Origin of the sequence: Buchnera aphidicola (Aphis nerii), from assembly GCF_005083105.1 — a bacterium.
Classification (GTDB): domain Bacteria; phylum Pseudomonadota; class Gammaproteobacteria; order Enterobacterales; family Enterobacteriaceae; genus Buchnera; species Buchnera aphidicola_AS.
On record NZ_CP034885.1, the window covers coordinates 356,087 to 374,389 of the forward strand.

Genomic DNA, 18,303 nt, shown 5'->3' on the forward strand with positions numbered 1-18,303 from the left:
AAAAATAAATTTTTAATACTGAGAAAATTATGTCTAATATAATTTTAGCAATTGATACTTCAAGTAATTATTGCTCAGCAGCTATATATATAAAAAAAAAAATATATACATTATGTGATAATTGTAATAAAAAACACACTATAAAAATACTACCAATGATTCAGAAATTACTGTTAACTGCAAATATAACACTTAAAGAAATTAATTATATAGCCTTTTCAAAAGGACCTGGTTTTTTTTCTGGAATACGAATTGGAATGATTATATCACAAAGTTTTGCTTTAAGCTTAAAAATTCCTATTTTAGGTGTTTCAACATTATCTATTATAGCAGAAAAAGCATGGCGAAAATACCAAAAAAAAAAATACTAATTGCAATGCATGCTAAAACTGATAAGGTGTATTGGGCAGAATACATTAAAAATGAAAAAATGTTGTGGATTGGAGAAAAAACAGAGTCTTTACTTCACGTTTCAGAAGTTGAAAAAAAAATAAAAAATTTTAAAAATAACTGGTTACTTGTTGGAAATGGATGGGATAAAATTAATCATATAAATTTGTTAAAGTTTGAAAAAATAAAAATTTTATATCCTAATGCAAAAGATATTATACCATTTTCTTTATTTAACATAAAAAATAATAATTTTTTAAATTCCACTGAAGTTACTTCAAATTATTTAGACAATATTTTTTAAAAAATGTATTTTGAATACTAAAACGTCAATACTGAAATACTAAATATACTTCAGTATTGATTTAATTATCATATATTAATTTTGATAAATTATTTTAATTTTTATTTAATTGTTTAAAATTATCAATCTGGTAAAACAACATTTAACTCTAGTATAGAAATTTCTTCATTTTTTTGTTCTAGCTGTATTGTTACCATATTTGGATCGATATTTACATATTTACAAATTACAGAAAGTATTTCACGTTTTAATTGTGGAAAATAATCTGGTTCACTTTGAAATTTTCTTCGTTCTGCAACAATAATTTGTAATCTTTCTTTAGCTACATGAGCAGTATTTTTGTTCCGGGATAAAAAAAAATCTAATAAAGCCATGTCTATCTCCCGAATAAACGTCGTAAAAAACTTTTTTTTTCTTCTTCAATAAAACGAAATTTCTGATTTTCACCTAATAGTCGATATACTGTATCGAAATAAGCATGTCCTGCATTAGAAGTATTATCTAAAATTACAGATTCTCCTTGATTTGACGCTCGCAATACAGCAGTATCTTCAGGAATTACACCAATAATAGGTATTTGCAATATTTCTAAAACATCATTCATACTTAGCATTTCACCATTTTTAACACGAGTAGGATTATAACGAGTTAATAAAAGATACTCTTTAATAGGAGTATTATTTTGCTCTGATCTTTTTGATTTTGATGATATAATCCCTAATATTCGATCGGAATCTCGAACTGAAGAAACTTCTGGATTTGTAGTAATAATAGCTTCATCTGCAAAATATAATGATAAAATAGCTCCTTTTTCAATTCCAGCAGGTGAATCACAAATAATAAAATCGAAATCCATTTTAGTTAGCTCATTTAAAACTTTTTCAACACCTAAATATGTAAGAGCTTCTTTATCTCGTGTTTGAGATGCTGGTAAAATAAATAAATTTTTTGTTTTTTTATCTTTAATCAAAGCTTGATTAATTCTAGCCTCACCTTGTATAACATTAACAAAATCATATACTACTCTACGTTCACATCCCATAATTAAATCTAAATTTCTCAATCCTATATCAAAATCTATAACAACAGTCTTTTTCCCTTTTTTTGCTAAACCAGTTGCAATAGCAGCACTTGAAGTAGTTTTACCTACACCTCCTTTCCCTGAAGTAACTACAATAATCCGTGTCATATAAAAATTTCCTAAAAATACACTTAACTAAGAGAATTTATAGTTAAAACTTTATTACTTAAATAAATTTGAGCTGATTTTCCAATAAATTTTAATGGTATTTGATCTGATAACCAATATTGACCAGATATTGATAGCAATTCAGCAAATAACGCCGTACAAAATATGTTACTTGTAATATCTCCATTAGCTCCTGCAAGCACTCTACCTCTAACTGTTCCATAAATATGAATATTTCCATCAGCAACTAATTCTGCCCCAGCACTTACATTATTTATTACTATTAAATCAGAATATTTAGCATATATTTTTTGACCTGAACGAACAGGTGTATTTATAATGTGAGTTCTATTTGTTTTTTTTGTTGTTTTTTTATTAACTATATTTTCAAAATTATGCTTATTATAAAAAAAATTAATATCTTGATTTACACTCTTTTCTGTATTTTCTATTTTTTTCCCTTCTAATAACACAGGTAAACCTGAATTAATAATAATTTTTTTAAAATGATTATCTTTACAACCAGTTACTCCTACAATGAAAAAATTATGTGAAATAATAACTTCTCGTATTTTTTTCCAATTTATTTCATTTAATGATAAATGTGATACATTAAGAATAACAGGTGCATTTTTAAAAAAATGAGGATATTCTTGAATTTTTTCATTTAGTGACTGATTAATTAAGTCTATATTATTACTTTTTATATACAATACTAATAATGTAAAGTTACTACCTTTTATTTCAATAGACGTTTTTTGCATATATATTGCTCAATAATTTATATTTATATGCATATTAAATGTACATGTATTATACTTTAAAGACATTAATAATAAATTTAATTAAATTATAATATAAATATCATTTGATAACAATTTCTATTTTTCAGATTTTTTGAATAATCCGTAATATTTAAATACAATTAATATAATATAAATCTAATAAAAAATTTATAATTAGCATTATAATTCAAGAAAATATTAATTATTTAAGCAATAAAATCAACTAATAAGGAAAATTAAATTTTGTTGTTTTCTAAAAATAGTCAACTGATATTACGTTATGCAAATGTTTTTAAAAATAAAAAAATTTTTTTTTCAGGTAATATACAAGATCATTTGCCAATATATTTATCTAGCATAAAAACAACTCTACACATTAGTAGAAAAAATAATTTTTATATAAATCAAATAAATACTAACAAAATTTATATATATTATAATTTACTTGTTTCGAAAGAAATTGTAAAAAATTACAATACATTAATTTACTATTGGCCTAAAGATAAATCAGAAGCAATATTTCAATTATGTAATTTATTATCTTGTTTTTCTATCGGTACGGAGGTGTTTATTGTAGGTAACAACTTAAGCGGGGTAAAAAGTGCAATAAAAATATTATCAAAGTGGATTAAATTAAATAAGTTAGAAAATGCAAAACATTCTATTTTATTTTCAGGAATTCTTGAAAGTAAAACAACGTTTATATTAAAAAATTTTTTTAAAACACATATTTGGGAAAATTTATATATAAAATGTTTACCAGGAGTTTTTGGATATAAAAATATAGATTTAGGAAGTAAATTACTTGCTTCTACTTTTTCTAAAAATATGAAAGGTGAAATATTAGATGTAGGATGTGGATCAGGAATTCTATCAGCATATTTGCTAAAAAAATCACCAAATTCTTTTTTAACTATGATAGATAATAAAGAATCTGCAATACTTTCAAGCCGAGAAACTCTTTATGCTAATAATTTAAAAGCAAACGTTATATTAAGTGATATTTACTCAAATATAGAAAATAAATTTGATTTAATTATATCTAATCCACCATTTCATAACGATTTAAAAGTAAGTTTTAGTATTATTAAAAGTATTATCACTAATTCTGTAAAATATTTAAAAAGAAATGGTGAGATAAGATTTGTAGTTAATAAATGTTTTAATTATGATTCTATTCTAAAAATAAAATTTAAAAAATACAAAATTATAGAAACAACAAATTTATATAAAGTATATCAAGGTTTATTAAATTGATTTTAAAATGGTACCCGGAGCGGGACTTGAACCCGCAAAGCTTTTAAAGCCGAGGGATTTTAAGTCCCTTGTGTCTACCAATTTCACCATCCGGGCTTTTATATTAGGCGTATCCCGGAATCGAACCGGGTTATACGGATTTGCAATCCGCTACATAGCCAATCTGTCAACACGCCTTTACTATACATATTATTATAGAAAAAAAAAAACAAAATTACAAATAAAATTTAATAAATATAAAAATATTCATACAAAAAGTTTTAATAAAATAAAAAAATTATCTTTACATTCAGCAATATAATGTTTTAATATTATAAACATTCTATAAATTACTTAATTTTATATTAAGTATTCTTAAATTATGGAGAGATGGCCGAGTGGTTTAAGGCAGCGGTCTTGAAAACCGCCGATGAGCAATCATCCGAGAGTTCGAATCTCTCTCTCTCCGAAAAAGTGCTAAATATATAAATAATTAATAATTTCACTCCAAAACTTTTAAATTAAAAATTTTTATTGATCAGCAGAAACCTCAATTTCTACACGACGATCAGGTGCTAAGCAACTAATTAATAGTGATCTACTTTCTATATCTTTGCATACTTGATCGGTTATAGGATACTGATTACCCATTCCTTGAATATTTATTTTATTTTCAGAGATCCCATGAGAAGTAAAATAATTTTTAATACTATATGCACGCTCTTCAGATAATTTTTGGTTATATTCTTTATTACCTAATCTATCTGTATGACCTGAAAGTGTAATATAAATATTTTTTGATTTAATATTATTTATTTCATTATCAATCTTTTTTAATTTATCATAAGATATAGGTCTTAATTCTGTACTATTAAAAGGGAAATTAATATTTTCATTTAATGCAATATATTGTTTATTAGGCGTTGTTTCTGGAGAGTATGTGTTAAACATATCATTAATATTAGATTTGCCAAATTTCCATGCAAATGAAATAACTGCATCTCCTAAAGTAGGTTTAGATAAATTCATAAGATTTTCAACACTGCTTTTCCATGTGTAATCGAATCTAGTAATAAATTCATCATTAAAAATATATTCAGCACCTAAAGAAAAACTAGGAAATAATAAACTATGTCTACTAAAAACATTTGTTAAATCTTGTTTAGAAGTCAAGTTTTCCCAAAACATCATTCCTCCTAATCGAGTATATACTCGAAAATCATCTGTAATAGGATAAGATAGTTTTGTTGAAATTTGAACGTTGTTAGCTTGTATATTTTCTTTAGATTTCTGAAACATTAAATGAGGAGTAAAACCAGTAGTATCATTTTCTATTTCTAAACCAAAATAAGGATTAAATTCATATCCTAAAAATAAACCAAAAACAGGTGCATTTATATTTTGATCGTGTTTTAAAGATTGAAGTTCTGTATATTTTAAAAGATTGAAATTAGACCAACCAACTTTAGCACCTAAATACCATCCATCATTACTTTTTGATTGAACATTACTGACTAAGCTTACTAATAGAACTAGAATAGTAATAGCTCGTTTTTTCATTTGAAAACTCCATTTTTAGATAAATTATAAATAATTAAAAAGTGCAAATATTTTTTTAGAAAAATAAAATATAATTTTTATTATATAATAAATATTATATTAATAATATAAATCAATATGAATAGTATAAATCAATACAATTATTTTATATTATTTATATAATATATAATTGTTTATAATTTACATGAATTATAATTTTTACTGTTATTTAAATGATTTAAATAAAGATATTCCTAAAAAATATAAACTAGTCAAATAAATTATTCCAGTAATAAATAAAATTGTAAACAAACGCATTATTTTGCTGAAAAGAGAACTTATATCATATATAGGAAAAAAATATAACATAAAAATTAAAATAAATATCATAGAAAGTATTGCAATAAATAAACGGTAAATAAAAATTAATTCATTAAAATTCAAACAAATTAGCTTTTTTTGATATAATTTCCAATATAATAAAAAAAAATTTATCCATCCAGATATACTAAAAGATAAAGCTAAACCTGCATGTTGAAAATAAAAAATTAAAAATGGATTTAATATTTGCGTTATAAACAAAGTAAAAAGTGCAATACGTGTTGGGATATTTACTTCTTGAGATGCATAAAAAGCTGCAGATAAAATTTTAACTAAAACAAAAGCAACTAAACCAATAGAATATAATTCTAATGCTTTTTGTGTCATTAAAACATCAAAACTTGTAAATTTTCCGTATTGAAATAAAATAATAATTAGGGGTTTAGAAAGAACAAATAATATAATACAGCTTGGCAAAGATAAAATTAAACCTATACGAAAACCCCAATTAATTAATTTTTTATATTCTTTTAATCTATTTTGAGAATAACTTTTTGATAAATATGTAAATAAAACTGTACTTAAAGAAACACCTAATATACCTATTGGAAATTCAATTAATCTATCGGCGTAATACATCCAAGATATAGATCCTGAACTTAATAATGAAGTAAATATAGTATTAAAAATTAAAGAAATTTGATTTGCAGATGCGCCAATAAGAGATGGTCCTATTTTTTTTAAAACTTTTAATAGACCAATATTTTTAAAATAAAAATTTGGAGTTATAAGCATATTTATTCTTAATAAATATGGAAATTGATATATCAATTGAATCATTCCACCTATAATAACAGACCAAGCCAATATAAGAATTGGAACTTTAAAAAAACTATTTAAAAAAATAGAAAAAATTATAATAGTAATGTTTAAAATACTTGATGCAAATGCAGGAACAGAAAAATAATTCCAACTATTTAAAATAGAGGAATATAAGGAAGACATTGAAACTAATAAAATATAAGGAAACATAATTTTCAACAAAGTACAAGCTATTTGAAATTTTTGAATCGATTTAGTAAAACCAGGTGCACTAAATTTAATTAAATCTTGAGAAAATATAATTCCTAATATTATTAAAATTGATAAAAATATAATAATTAAACCTAATAAAGAACCAATAAAATCTTTTACATCTTGTATTTTTTTATTTGATTTATAATATATTAAAACAGGAATAAAAGATTGAGAAAAAGCACCTTCGAAAAACAATCTACGTAATAAATTCGGAATTTTAAAAGCTACAAAAAAAGCATCAGTATAAATAGAAACACCAAAAATATGAGCAATTACAAGATCTCGAAAAAAACCTAATATACGTGATATTAATGTCATAAAACTAAGAGAAAATAAAGATTTCAAAAGATTCATGTTAAACTAACCTAAAAACGGTTAAAGACTATAATTTTAATTTAAAAAATACTTTATTTTCAATATTAATAAAATTTTCTTGATTATAAAATATTTAACATGTTATAAAACAACTCTAAATAATAATTATTCTTTATAAATAAAATAAATATTTCAAAAATGTCATCTTTAAAAAAAATTAAAATAATTAAACCTGATGATTGGCACGTTCATTTAAGAGACCAAGATATTTTAGAAAAAGTAATAAAATATACTCAAATGTTTTATCAACGTGCAATAATTATGCCTAATCTCAATGAACCAATTATAGATTGTAAAAAAGCGATTGCATATAAGAATAGAATTATAAATTTATCTAAAAACAAACAATTTACACCACTAATGACGTGTTATTTAACAAAAGATACTTCTTTAAAAGAATTACAACATGGTTTTACTGAAAAAATATTTATAGGATCAAAATTATACCCAAATCAATCTACAACAAACTCAAAAACAGGTATTAATAAAATTAGTGAAATTTTTCATATATTAGAATTAATGCAAAAAATAAAGATGCCATTACTAGTTCATGGGGAAGAAAATAATAATAACATTGATATTTATGATCGAGAAGCGAAGTTTATTGAAAAAACACTAGAACCATTACGAAAAATATTTCCAGAACTAAAAATAATATTAGAACATATTACTACTAAAGAAGCTGTATCATATATTGAAGAAAATAATTCACCATATTTAGCAGGAACTATCACACCACACCATTTAATGCTTAACCGAAATAATATGTTCGTGCATGGAATTCAACCAAATCTTTATTGCTTACCTATTTTAAAAAGAAAAATACATCAAAATGCTCTAAGAAAAGCTATATCTAACGGAAGCACAAAATTTTTTTTAGGAAGTGATAGTGCTCCGCATATTCAAAAAAACAAAATAAATCAAATAGGGTGTGCTGGAATATTTAATGCTCCATCATCTCTATTGTGTTATATTACTGTTTTTGATGAAATGAAAGCATTAAAATATTTTGAATCATTTTGCTCAAAAAATGGACCTAATTTTTATAATGTACCGATAAATAAAGAAAGTATTACATTAGTAAAAAAACCTTATAAAATCTTAGAAAAAGTTTCTATCGGGAAAGATTTTATTAAACCTTTCTTATCTGGTGAAACATTAACATGGTCTGTTCTTTAAATATTCTAAATAAAACATTAATCCTCTAAATTTCCATTACTATTATAGATAGTATGATTTTTATAAGATTTACAAAAATTTAAAAATTTTTGATTTATATAAAATTTATGTTGCATAAGATCTTTATTTTTGAGATTCATTTTATTTAAAACTATACATTTTTTTCTTATTCTATTTGAAAAATAGTTTAGTTTATCAAATTTTAAATAAGGTGCATAAATATTATAACTTTTTTCAAGAGATAATTGTATTTTTTTTTTATAAGCTAATTTATTTAATAAATAATTTTTTTTTTCTATTAACGAAAATAATTTTTTTATATTAACTTTAGATTCTAATAAATTTACATATTCTTTATGTATTATTTTGTGTAGTAAAAAAAGAATTTTATCCATCTCTTGAAAAATATCAATCAACTCGTTCATCTTTAAACCCTCTATTTATAGAAAATAATATGATTAACTTTATAAAATTACAACAATTTCTCCAATTTCATTAATTACTCCACTAACTACCTTTCCATTTTCTATTTGAACACGTATTTTTTCTTTAATACTACCGTTTTCTAACGCTCTTCCAATCGTAATAATTTCAAAACTAACACCTTTAAATTTTATAGTTACTTTTTGATTTATTTTAATTATCCAAAATTTATGCGTTATGAAAGATGTAATAGGTTGAAATGGCAAAATATCACGTACATTTATACGATTTATTACATCTTTTTTTTCTAAATAAGTACCATTGGGTAACTTGTCTAAACGCCCTGTTATTCTTATTAAATCTGACTTATTTATTTTTGTACCTCGAATAATTTTTTTATTTGCAACTACATATTTTCCTATAGCTTCTAATTTTATTTTTAAATGTTCATGTTGTTTACCACAAATATATAAAATATCAAATAAACCAAAATGATAAAAATTATGTGATAATAAAAAAGATGATTTTTTACAAATTTGTTTTCTTGTGAATGAATTATCCATTATTATTCTAAAATTATTTATATTAAAAGAATATTCTCTTTTAAAAAATATATTTAAATGACTTATTAAATCATTAGCATTAGTTTCATAAGCAAAATTAAATAATAAAATAAAAAATATTTTTGCTAATTTCATTGTTTCCCTTGTTGAATAAAGTATTAAATAATATTCAATTTATTAAGATTAATTAATAAGTATAATATATTTTAAATTATTTTTTTAAGAGAAGATATTTAATAAAATTTAAAATTTTCATAAAGTTATAATATAATCATAATTTACTAATTTAAATATTAAATAGATTTTTAAATATTAAATATTTGATATTGAAAAAAAAATAGAATATAACAATATTATTATTTTTAAATAATTTAATATAATTTTATTTATAAGGATAAATATATGTTTGAAAAAATAAATACAATGTTTAATTTAAATCAAAATTTATTAAATTTGTATGCTAAAAGAGAAGAAATTTTATCGTCAAATATAGCTAATTCTGAAACACCTAACTATAAATCAATGGATATTAACTTTAAAGATACATTCAAAAAAATATTAAAAAATAATATTAATTTTTCTAAAATTACATTACAACGAACTTCAGCGAACCATTTATTGCCGAAAATAAAAAAAAATAACATGTCTCTATTTACAATTCAACCAATTAAAACTCATACTATTAAAGTTGATGGAAATACAGTAGATATGGATAGAGAACGAATAGAATTTATTAAAAATACTTTAAAATATGAAGAAAATTTAATATTCATTAAAAATGAAATCAAAAATATAATGCATGTATTAAAAGGATAAAGAATTATGTCTTTGTTTAATATACTTGATATCTCAGGTTCTGCGATGACTGCACAATCAGAAAAAATTAATATCATTGCTAAAAATTTAGCAAATTCAGAAAGTATAATATATAAAAATGGAAAATATTATCCATATATTGCAAAAAGAGTTGTTTTAACATCATGTCGTTCAAACAAAACAGGAATAGGTGGTGTAAAAGTTGCAGCAATAATAAATGATAAAAATCCAATTCAAATAATATATGACCCTAATAATCCATTATCTAATAAAAAAGGATATGTTTTAAAATCTAACGTTAATCCTATTAGTGAAACAATAGAACATATTTCTGCTTCAAGAGCTTATCAAGCTAATATAGAAGTATTAAAAACTGCTAAATACATGATATTAAAAACATTATCTATTGGTGAATAAGGAAGAAAAAATGAGCAATATTAATATTAATTCTTCTATAAATAATAACATTATTCCTAAAAACACTAACAATTTAAATGATACTCATAATCCATTAAATTTACAAAATAATTTTTTAAGTTTATTAATGGCACAAATTAAAAATCAAGATCCTACCGATCCTATTAAAAATACTGAACTAACATCACAATTAGCTCAAATTAATACAGCAACAGGAATTGAAAGATTAAATAATACTGTAAGTAATTTTTCTGATAAAATAAATCAAAACCAAAATATACAAGTATCTTCATTAATTGGTCATCGAATTATGATACCTAGTTCTCAAGTTGTACATACTAAAGATATTAGTACAGAATTTGGAATAGATTTAATTAGTCATGCAACATCAGTTGAAATAAAAATATTAGATGAAAAAGGTAATCCTATATATATAAAAACAATAAAAAATGTTCAACCTGGTGTATATAGTTTTATATGGGATGGTTTAGACATAGATAATAATACTGTTCCTACTGGAAAATACAATGTTAGTGTAATCGCTAAAAATCAAGATAAAGATGTTCCTGTTCAATTTTTATCTGAAGCATTAGTAAATAGTATTATTACTTCTTCTATAGATCCTATAATAGACTTGGGTGCAATGGGGACTACAACATTATCAAAAATTTATAAAATTTTTAAGTAATACTATACACTTAAAAAATTTTAAACATTAATATAATTAAGGAATAAATAATATGTCAACTATGGAAGCAATTAGCGGATTAATGGCTAATAGTAATAATATAGATGTTGTATCAAACAATATAGCTAACGCTTCTACAATTGGATTTAAATCTAGTACCCCTTCTTTTTTTGATATAGTATCTAATTCATTTTGTTCAAATAAAATAATTGGATCTGGTGTTGGGATTTCTAATATAAGACAAAATTTTAGCAATGGAATCTTAATTCAAACAGGACGGAATTTAGATCTAGGCATTGTACAAGATGGATTTTTTAGAGTCTTAAATCCTAAAGGATATATATATTATACAAGAAACGGTCAATTTGTATTAGATAAAGATAAAAATATTGTTAATATGGAAGGAATGTATTTAACTGGTCAAAATCGATTTGATTTAAAAAATGATTTAAACAATATATCTAAATTAGAACCTATTAATTTAAAAAAATCTGAAATTCTTAAAACAAAACCAACAAGTATAATTGAATTAAATGCAGATTTAATTGAAAAAGCCAATTCTACTAATACTATAACAGGTTCAGATGATGATATATCAAATACAGAAATAAACAATATAACTATTTATGATCAAGATGGAAAAGATAAAAACATAAATATTTCTATTAATAAAAGTGATAATGAATGGATTTTAAAAGTTGAATCAAATGATGAAAATAGTGCAGATAATGAAAAAATTAATGAAAAAATTCATTTAAAGTTTAATTCTGAAGGCAAATTAATTTCTGATTCAAGTGTACCAATTAAATTAAAAAATTTTAAAAATCTTGCTTTAGATATTAAATGTAATCTTAAAAAATCAGAAAATAGTGATAATACAATAGAACTTTCTCAAAATGGATATCCAGAAGGTTTTCTGAAATCTTTTGAAATTTTAAACAATGGTGAAATTATTGGAGAATATACTAACCAAAGGACGGAAAAAATTGGTCAAATATTTTTGTCAAAATTTGTCAATCCAGAAAAACTAAAACCAGAAAGTGGAAATATTTGGTCTGCAACTCAAGAAGCTGGAAATGAAAATATTGGAATAGCAGGAGACAAAGGATTTGGAGTAATGATTTCAAAAACTTTAGAATCATCTAACGTCGATTTAAATAAAGAACTAATTAACATGATCGTAGCACAACGTAATTATCAATCAAGTGCTCAAGCTTTTAAAACAGAAGATAAAATAATTAGTACATTAGTTAATTTAAAATAATTTTAATAGTTAAGGATTTTAATGGAAAATATAATTTATCAATCAATGAAAGCTGCTATTCGAATATTAGAAAATCAAAATGTTATTGCAAATAATTTAGCAAATATTTCTACTACTGGTTTTAAAGAAACATTTAATCTAACAATAAAAAATGAAAACGTAAAAAATTTATACAAAACTCAAACACAAAAATATTATAATTTTTCAGAAGGTATACTGACTAATACACAAAGAAAACTAGACTTAATTGTTAAAAAAGATGGGTGGTTCGTAATAAAAGATATTAATGGAACAGAAGCATATACAAAAAATGGACATTTACAAATAAACTCACAAGGACAACTTACTATTCAAAATCATAAAGTAGTTGGAAATAAAGGAGATATAAAAATACCAAATAATATAAATGTAAAAATTTTGTCTAATGGTGTAATTAAAACAATAGATGAAAAACAAAATAAAAATTTTGAAAAAGAAATAGGATCATTAAAATTAGTACGTTTTCCAAAAAATAATTTAATTCAAAAATCTAATGGATTTTTTTATTTAAAAAATAAAGAAGTTGATCAATATTCAACAATTCCACATGATAATACTGTTCGTGTACAATCGGAAGTATTAGAAACAAGTAATGTTAATCCAACTAAAAATATGATTGATATGATATCCAATGCACGACAATTTGAGATGAATATGAAAATGATATCAATGTATGATCAAAATATAGAACATGCAAATCAGTTACTTAATGTTAATAATTAAAAGGATAAAAATATGATTCCTTCATTATGGATTTCTAAAACAGGTCTAGATGCTCAACAAATTAATATGAATGTTATTTCTAATAATTTAGCAAATGTTAGTACAAACGGATTTAAAAGATCTAGAGCAGTTTTCGAAGATTTAATGTATCAAACAATACGACAAGCAGGAACAAATTCATCTATTGATACAACATTACCATCCGGGTTACAAGTAGGTACAGGGGTAAGACCAGTAGCTACTGAAAGAATTCATAGTCAGGGAAATTTGTCTAAAACAGAATCTTCAAAAGACGTGGCAATAAATGGAGCTGGTTTTTTTCAAGTACAATTACCTGATGGGAATATAGCTTATACAAGAGATGGATCATTTCAATTAGATCAAAACGGTCAATTAGTAACTAATAGTGGATTTACTGTTATACCTGAAATAAATATTCCACCTAATTCAACAAATATCAATATAGCAAGAGATGGCATTGTAAGTGTAACTATACAAGGACAAACACAACCAATTTCTATTGGACAACTAAACTTAGTCAATTTTATTAACGATTCTGGATTAGAAAGCTTAGGAGAAAACTTATACCAAGAAACACAAGCATCTGGAAGCCCAATAGATACTACACCAGGATTAAACGGTACAGGTTTATTATATCAAGGATATGTTGAAACATCTAACGTTAACGTTGCTGAAGAATTAGTTAATATGATTCAAACACAACGAGCATATGAAATTAATAGTAAATCTATAAACACTTCAGATCAAATGTTGCAAAAATTATCTCAATTATAATAATTGAACTTTGTAGTAAAAATAAATTTAAAAATTGATATATTAAAATTTTTTTATTAAGGATCATGTTTCCGTGGTAAAGTTATTTAGTTGTAAAATTAAATATTATTTAACTACTCTTGCTTTATTAGCTATTCAAAGTTGCGCTTCTATTGAAAATCAACCCTTAGTGAGTGGAATTACTACATCTATAGTAGCTCCAAATATTTCTTCTAAAACTATAAATGGTTCTTTATTTCAAGAAAATATACCTGTTAATTATGGTTATCAACCACTATTTGAAGATCATCGATCTCATAATATTGGAGATACAATAACTATTGTATTACAAGAAAATATAAGTGCAAGTAACAGTTCTTCTTCTAATATGACTCGGAATGGTAGTACAAATTTAGGTATGACAATTACACCAGGACAACTAAATCCTATATTAGGATTTAATATTAATGAAAGTAAAACAGGGTTTGATAGTATAGGTAAAAATGATTTTTATGGAAAAGGAAGTCATTCTGCTAAAAATACTTTTACTGGACTCATCACAGTTACAGTACAAAGAGTACTACCAAATGGAAATTTACAAGTAGTTGGTGAAAAACAAGTTGCTATCAATGAAGGAATAGAATTTATTCGATTTTCAGGTGTAGTTAATCCTCATAATATTACTAAAAATAATTTAGTTGCTTCAACTCAAATTGCAGATACACGTATTGAGTATGTAAGTAATAGTCATATTAATGAAAATCAAAAAATGGGTTGGTTGCAACGATTATTATTAAAAATTTCTCCTGTTTAATATTTAAAATTATAAAAATAAAATTCTCAATATTATATAAACTCATAAAGGATTTCAAAAAATCCTTTATGAGAAAAGACTTCATATAAAACTTATTAAATTATTTATAAAAAATATATTATATATTGTATATATAATATATATTTAAGAAATAGAATTAATACAGTAAATGCAAAAGGTATTTTATGTTCAAGATAATATCGTTATTAAAATTTATTATTTGTATTTTAATAAGTTTTTATTCTTTTGCTCATGCGGAAAAAATACGTGATTTAACTAGTATTGAAGGTATAAGAGATAATCAATTAATTGGTTATGGATTAATAGTAGGTTTAGATGGAACTGGTGACCAGTCAACACAAGCTCCATTTACTAATCAATCCTTGTTTAACATGCTTTCTCAATTAGGTGTTACTATTCCACCAGATACTAATATGCATTTAAAAAATGTAGCAGCTGTCATAGTTACAGCAAAATTACCTCCATTTAGTCACGCAGGGGAAAAAATAGATGTAGTAGTTTCATCTATGGGTAATGCAAAAAGTCTGAAAGGTGGTACATTATTAATGACACCTTTAAAAGGAACAGATAATCAAATTTATGCTATTGCTCAAGGAAATATATTAGTATCTGATGTAATTGATTCTCAAAAAAAAAACAATCCTATAAGACTTAATCAAGTAAACTCAGGTAGAATTAACCATGGAGCAACAATTGAAAAAGAAATAAACACTGATTTTGGAAAGAAAAAAATAATTAATTTACAATTAAATCAAGAAGATTTTAGTATTGCACAAAAAATAAGTGATATGATCAATATGAAATATCCAGATACAGCAACAGCAATAAATTCTAAAACAGTTCAATTGAACACTTATGCTAATAATACGATACAAGTTCATATGCTTTCTAATATTCAAGATATAGATATTGCTATGCCTGAACAAGAAGCAAAAGTTATAGTTAATCCTAGAACTGGGTCCATTGTAATGAATAAAGAAGTAAAACTAGGAACATGTATTGTTGCTCATAAAAATTTATCTGTCATAATTAATAAAATAATTAATCAAAATGATCATTTAAATTTTTTACGATCACTATCAAATAATAAAAAAAATTTATTAAAAAATATTAATAATAAAAATTATCTTGAAATGGAAACATTAAATAGTGAAAGTTTAAATCATATAATACGAGCATTAAACTCTTTAGGAACAAAACCTGATGAATTAATATCTATTCTTCAATCAATGAAAATTGCAGGTTGTCTTCATGCTAAATTGGAAATAATTTAATGCAAAATAATTTATCTTTATTTAACGTAACAAATTATAATACTAAATTTATTAATGATTTAAAATATCAGGTTAAAAACAATCCTAAAAAATACGCATTAGAAACAGCTAAAGAAGTCGAAGGTATATTTATTCATATGTTATTAAAAAGTATGAGATGTTCTATTACAGAAGGAAATTTATTAGATAATAATCAAAGTCGTTTATATACAGAAATATATGATGAACAAATTTCAAAAGAATTAACTAAAAAGGGTCTTGGATTAACAACTATTATTTTGCAACAAATTGAACAAAAAAACTATATTTATAATAATTTTTAAGGGGAGCCATATGAGTTCCATATTAACTTCTACTATTTCTAGCCTTGATGCTATAAAAATATTAATAGATAATACATCGGAAAAAATTTTAAATCCAAAACATAGAAATGTATCAGAACGTATTGCAATAGAAAACAATACAAATGATGACAATGCAAATGCAGGAGTAAAAATACAAAAAGTATACGATAATTATAATGATTTTATTGAAGAAGAAAAACGAAAAACCAGTGAACGTATAGAAAATGAAGAAACAAAAATTGAACAATATTTAAAATTAGAAAGTTTATTTGTTAATAAAATGAATCTTTTTAATAATTTAATAAATAAATTGTTCTCTTCTATAGAAGAAAATATTGTTAATAAAAATCAAAATGTATTCAATGAAGAAATTGAAAGAAATTTAAAAAATGTTATATTTGAGTTGAAAGATTTTAATAATAAACTAACTGTTTTAGAATATGATATTAAGAGTAATATATCAGAAAAAATAAAGAAAGCAAATATTTTAATTAATAAGATTTACGATCTTAATGCCGATATTCGTTATTTTCCAGTAAAACAAGTACCTAATGGTATATATAAATATATTGATGAAAGAGATCAATTAGTTAATGAATTAAATGATATAATTGGTGTCACAGTAATTAAAAATAATAATAGTGTTGAAGTTCGTTTAAATAATGGAATGTGTATTATTAATGATAATAAAAAAACAAATTTAATTGTATTAACATCTAATACTGATGATAAATATATTAGTGTAGGTTGTTGGGATGATAACGAAAAGAAATTAAAAAAAATAGAACATATAATTCGGAGTGGATCTTTAGGCGCTCTTTTTACATTTCGAAGAGAAGATTTACAAAACGCTAGAAATAAACTTGGACAACTCACTGTAAATTTTGCTGATAGCATTAATGAACAACATACATTGGGATATGATATAGTTGGCAATCTTGGGGAACAAGTATTTAATATTAGTACACCAGAAATCATATCTAGTTCAAATAACAAATCATATCCTTTTACTAGTATTAAATGGATGTCTACTGCAAATGCAAAAGACACAAATTATGTAGTATCTATGGAAAATAATCGGTGGATAGTTAAAAGGTTAAATGATCAAACAACATTCGAGCCAGAAATATATCAAAATAGCAATAATACATATCTTACTTTTGATGGAATGGAATTAAAGATTGAGGGAAATAATAACGAAGGTAATATGTATATGATTAAACCATATAATAAAATATTAGATGAACTAGAACTATTAGTTGTAAAAAACACTTCATTTGCATTTTCTTCAACAGATGATATTAGTCAGCAAAACAAAAATAATGCAATTAAAATCTATAATTTAAATAAAGATAAATTAGTTGATAAAAAAGAAACTTTAGGCGAATCCTATCTAAAATTTTTAAAATCTATATCTTATAAATGTAATGATCTTGAAGAAAAAGTTCCTTTTAAACGTCAGATGCTTAGAATATTAAAAGATAAAAAATTATCAATATCTGATGATATAAATGAAGATTATAACAAGCTTAGTTATGAACAAAAATGTTACATTGCTAATGTTAAAGTATTAAAAATGGCAGAAAGCATTTTTAACGATATTATTGAATGTTATAGTTAATATTTGAATACGCTCTAAAAATAAAAACTTACTTTAAAAAGTAAGTTTTTATTTTTCATATTTATTTTTTATAAATAATTAATGTATTTTAAAATATTTAACATAAAATTAACTGATAAAAAACAAT

21 protein-coding genes and 3 tRNA genes are annotated in these 18,303 nt (G+C 23.3%); 15 read left to right on the plus strand and 9 right to left on the minus strand.

The window, feature by feature from the left end; genetic code table 11:
• Positions 1 to 29 precede the first annotated feature (29 nt).
• Both tsaB and D9V64_RS03240 read left to right on the plus strand, forming a co-directional pair.
• Positions 30 to 371 carry a tRNA (adenosine(37)-N6)-threonylcarbamoyltransferase complex dimerization subunit type 1 TsaB gene (gene tsaB, locus D9V64_RS03235; RefSeq protein WP_261979773.1) on the plus strand — a complete coding sequence of 114 codons (342 nt, stop codon included), beginning with the start codon at positions 30 to 32 and terminating at the stop codon, positions 369 to 371.
• Positions 341 to 694 carry a hypothetical protein gene (locus tag D9V64_RS03240; protein ID WP_261979774.1) on the plus strand — a complete coding sequence of 118 codons (354 nt, stop codon included), beginning with the start codon at positions 341 to 343 and terminating at the stop codon, positions 692 to 694. The genes tsaB and D9V64_RS03240 overlap by 31 nt, the downstream gene beginning before the upstream one ends.
• A 122-nt stretch (positions 695 to 816) precedes the next feature.
• Here D9V64_RS03240 and minE read toward each other — a convergent pair whose 3' ends face one another.
• Genes minE through minC form a run of 3 tightly spaced genes read right to left on the minus strand, consistent with a single transcriptional unit; the run spans position 817 to position 2,647 of the window.
• Positions 817 to 1,068, minus strand: coding sequence for a cell division topological specificity factor MinE (gene minE / locus D9V64_RS01655; protein ID WP_158366685.1), 252 nt, complete (start codon positions 1,066 to 1,068; stop codon positions 817 to 819).
• Positions 1,069 to 1,070: 2 nt separating this feature from the next.
• Positions 1,071 to 1,883 carry a septum site-determining protein MinD gene (minD, locus tag D9V64_RS01660; RefSeq protein ID WP_158366687.1) on the minus strand — a complete coding sequence of 271 codons (813 nt, stop codon included), beginning with the start codon at positions 1,881 to 1,883 and terminating at the stop codon, positions 1,071 to 1,073.
• Between the two features lie 23 nt (positions 1,884 to 1,906).
• A complete protein-coding gene (gene minC, locus D9V64_RS01665; RefSeq protein WP_158366689.1) occupies positions 1,907 to 2,647 on the minus strand; it encodes a septum site-determining protein MinC in 741 nt (246 codons plus the stop codon).
• A 264-nt stretch (positions 2,648 to 2,911) separates the two neighbouring features.
• Between minC and rsmC the strand changes: the two genes are divergently transcribed.
• Positions 2,912 to 3,925, plus strand: a complete 1,014-nt coding sequence (gene rsmC / locus D9V64_RS01670) for a 16S rRNA (guanine(1207)-N(2))-methyltransferase RsmC (protein WP_158366691.1) — start codon at positions 2,912 to 2,914, stop codon at positions 3,923 to 3,925.
• Between the two features lie 8 nt (positions 3,926 to 3,933).
• On the opposite strand, the gene D9V64_RS01675 is transcribed toward rsmC, so the two are convergent.
• A tRNA-Leu gene (locus D9V64_RS01675) sits at positions 3,934 to 4,021 on the minus strand.
• Positions 4,022 to 4,030: 9 nt separating this feature from the next.
• Positions 4,031 to 4,101, minus strand: a tRNA-Cys gene (locus D9V64_RS01680).
• Between the two features lie 187 nt (positions 4,102 to 4,288).
• Here D9V64_RS01680 and D9V64_RS01685 point away from each other — a divergent pair.
• A tRNA-Ser gene (locus D9V64_RS01685) sits at positions 4,289 to 4,373 on the plus strand.
• Between the two features lie 62 nt (positions 4,374 to 4,435).
• On the opposite strand, the gene D9V64_RS01690 is transcribed toward D9V64_RS01685, so the two are convergent.
• Both D9V64_RS01690 and murJ read right to left on the minus strand, forming a co-directional pair.
• Positions 4,436 to 5,464 (minus strand): OmpA family protein, encoded by a 1,029-nt coding sequence (locus D9V64_RS01690; protein WP_158366693.1) that lies wholly within the window; start codon positions 5,462 to 5,464, stop codon positions 4,436 to 4,438.
• Positions 5,465 to 5,668: 204 nt separating this feature from the next.
• On the minus strand, positions 5,669 to 7,195 hold the full coding sequence (gene murJ, locus D9V64_RS01695; RefSeq protein WP_158366695.1) for a murein biosynthesis integral membrane protein MurJ: 1,527 nt from the start codon (positions 7,193 to 7,195) through the stop codon (positions 5,669 to 5,671).
• 159 nt (positions 7,196 to 7,354) lie between these two features.
• Between murJ and pyrC the strand changes: the two genes are divergently transcribed.
• Entirely contained in the window at positions 7,355 to 8,395 is a 1,041-nt protein-coding gene (gene pyrC / locus D9V64_RS01700; protein WP_158366697.1) for a dihydroorotase, read from the plus strand.
• A 17-nt stretch (positions 8,396 to 8,412) separates the two neighbouring features.
• On the opposite strand, the gene flgN is transcribed toward pyrC, so the two are convergent.
• Entirely contained in the window at positions 8,413 to 8,820 is a 408-nt protein-coding gene (gene flgN / locus D9V64_RS01705; protein WP_158366700.1) for a flagellar export chaperone FlgN, read from the minus strand.
• A 39-nt stretch (positions 8,821 to 8,859) separates the two neighbouring features.
• Positions 8,860 to 9,516, minus strand: coding sequence for a flagellar basal body P-ring formation chaperone FlgA (gene flgA / locus D9V64_RS01710; protein ID WP_158366702.1), 657 nt, complete (start codon positions 9,514 to 9,516; stop codon positions 8,860 to 8,862).
• A gap of 267 nt (positions 9,517 to 9,783) precedes the next feature.
• Here flgA and flgB point away from each other — a divergent pair, with 267 nt between their 5' ends.
• The 10 genes from flgB (at position 9,784) to D9V64_RS01760 (ending at position 18,176) form a co-directional block, all read left to right on the plus strand.
• Positions 9,784 to 10,197: a flagellar basal body rod protein FlgB gene (gene flgB / locus D9V64_RS01715; protein WP_158366704.1), complete on the plus strand. Its 414-nt coding sequence runs from the start codon at positions 9,784 to 9,786 to the stop codon at positions 10,195 to 10,197.
• 6 nt (positions 10,198 to 10,203) lie between these two features.
• Positions 10,204 to 10,614, plus strand: coding sequence for a flagellar basal body rod protein FlgC (gene flgC / locus D9V64_RS01720; protein WP_158366706.1), 411 nt, complete (start codon positions 10,204 to 10,206; stop codon positions 10,612 to 10,614).
• A gap of 10 nt (positions 10,615 to 10,624) precedes the next feature.
• The gene (locus D9V64_RS01725) at positions 10,625 to 11,302 is read left to right on the plus strand and encodes a flagellar hook assembly protein FlgD (RefSeq protein ID WP_158366707.1); all 678 of its coding nucleotides are present in this window, start codon (positions 10,625 to 10,627) and stop codon (positions 11,300 to 11,302) included.
• 52 nt (positions 11,303 to 11,354) lie between these two features.
• A complete protein-coding gene (locus D9V64_RS01730; RefSeq protein WP_158366709.1) occupies positions 11,355 to 12,566 on the plus strand; it encodes a flagellar hook protein FlgE in 1,212 nt (403 codons plus the stop codon).
• Positions 12,567 to 12,587: 21 nt separating this feature from the next.
• Positions 12,588 to 13,328, plus strand: a complete 741-nt coding sequence (flgF, locus tag D9V64_RS01735) for a flagellar basal-body rod protein FlgF (RefSeq protein ID WP_158366711.1) — start codon at positions 12,588 to 12,590, stop codon at positions 13,326 to 13,328.
• 12 nt (positions 13,329 to 13,340) lie between these two features.
• Positions 13,341 to 14,123: a flagellar basal-body rod protein FlgG gene (flgG, locus tag D9V64_RS01740; protein WP_158366713.1), complete on the plus strand. Its 783-nt coding sequence runs from the start codon at positions 13,341 to 13,343 to the stop codon at positions 14,121 to 14,123.
• A gap of 73 nt (positions 14,124 to 14,196) precedes the next feature.
• Positions 14,197 to 14,916: a flagellar basal body L-ring protein FlgH gene (locus D9V64_RS01745; protein WP_158366715.1), complete on the plus strand. Its 720-nt coding sequence runs from the start codon at positions 14,197 to 14,199 to the stop codon at positions 14,914 to 14,916.
• Positions 14,917 to 15,101: 185 nt separating this feature from the next.
• Entirely contained in the window at positions 15,102 to 16,211 is a 1,110-nt protein-coding gene (locus D9V64_RS01750) for a flagellar basal body P-ring protein FlgI (protein ID WP_158366717.1), read from the plus strand.
• Entirely contained in the window at positions 16,211 to 16,534 is a 324-nt protein-coding gene (locus tag D9V64_RS01755) for a rod-binding protein (RefSeq protein ID WP_158366719.1), read from the plus strand. The genes D9V64_RS01750 and D9V64_RS01755 overlap by 1 nt, the downstream gene beginning before the upstream one ends.
• 10 nt (positions 16,535 to 16,544) lie before the next feature.
• The gene (locus tag D9V64_RS01760) at positions 16,545 to 18,176 is read left to right on the plus strand and encodes a FlgK family flagellar hook-associated protein (RefSeq protein WP_158366721.1); all 1,632 of its coding nucleotides are present in this window, start codon (positions 16,545 to 16,547) and stop codon (positions 18,174 to 18,176) included.
• Positions 18,177 to 18,303 lie beyond the last annotated feature (127 nt).

Excerpts from the sequence above, each read along its gene's own strand:
- tsaB (WP_261979773.1), top strand. The coding sequence starts at position 30 with ATGTCTAATATAATTTTAGCAATTGATACTTCAAGTAATTATTGCTCA.
- D9V64_RS03240 (WP_261979774.1), top strand. The coding sequence starts at position 341 with ATGGCGAAAATACCAAAAAAAAAAATACTAATTGCAATGCATGCTAAA.
- minE (WP_158366685.1), bottom strand. The coding sequence starts at position 1,068 with ATGGCTTTATTAGATTTTTTTTTATCCCGGAACAAAAATACTGCTCAT.
- minD (WP_158366687.1), bottom strand. The coding sequence starts at position 1,883 with ATGACACGGATTATTGTAGTTACTTCAGGGAAAGGAGGTGTAGGTAAA.
- minC (WP_158366689.1), bottom strand. The coding sequence starts at position 2,647 with ATGCAAAAAACGTCTATTGAAATAAAAGGTAGTAACTTTACATTATTA.
- D9V64_RS01690 (WP_158366693.1), bottom strand. The coding sequence starts at position 5,464 with ATGAAAAAACGAGCTATTACTATTCTAGTTCTATTAGTAAGCTTAGTC.
- murJ (WP_158366695.1), bottom strand. The coding sequence starts at position 7,195 with ATGAATCTTTTGAAATCTTTATTTTCTCTTAGTTTTATGACATTAATA.
- pyrC (WP_158366697.1), top strand. The coding sequence starts at position 7,355 with ATGTCATCTTTAAAAAAAATTAAAATAATTAAACCTGATGATTGGCAC.
- flgN (WP_158366700.1), bottom strand. The coding sequence starts at position 8,820 with ATGAACGAGTTGATTGATATTTTTCAAGAGATGGATAAAATTCTTTTT.
- flgA (WP_158366702.1), bottom strand. The coding sequence starts at position 9,516 with ATGAAATTAGCAAAAATATTTTTTATTTTATTATTTAATTTTGCTTAT.
- flgB (WP_158366704.1), top strand. The coding sequence starts at position 9,784 with ATGTTTGAAAAAATAAATACAATGTTTAATTTAAATCAAAATTTATTA.
- flgC (WP_158366706.1), top strand. The coding sequence starts at position 10,204 with ATGTCTTTGTTTAATATACTTGATATCTCAGGTTCTGCGATGACTGCA.
- D9V64_RS01725 (WP_158366707.1), top strand. The coding sequence starts at position 10,625 with ATGAGCAATATTAATATTAATTCTTCTATAAATAATAACATTATTCCT.
- D9V64_RS01730 (WP_158366709.1), top strand. The coding sequence starts at position 11,355 with ATGTCAACTATGGAAGCAATTAGCGGATTAATGGCTAATAGTAATAAT.
- flgF (WP_158366711.1), top strand. The coding sequence starts at position 12,588 with ATGGAAAATATAATTTATCAATCAATGAAAGCTGCTATTCGAATATTA.
- flgG (WP_158366713.1), top strand. The coding sequence starts at position 13,341 with ATGATTCCTTCATTATGGATTTCTAAAACAGGTCTAGATGCTCAACAA.
- D9V64_RS01750 (WP_158366717.1), top strand. The coding sequence starts at position 15,102 with ATGTTCAAGATAATATCGTTATTAAAATTTATTATTTGTATTTTAATA.
- D9V64_RS01755 (WP_158366719.1), top strand. The coding sequence starts at position 16,211 with ATGCAAAATAATTTATCTTTATTTAACGTAACAAATTATAATACTAAA.
- D9V64_RS01760 (WP_158366721.1), top strand. The coding sequence starts at position 16,545 with ATGAGTTCCATATTAACTTCTACTATTTCTAGCCTTGATGCTATAAAA.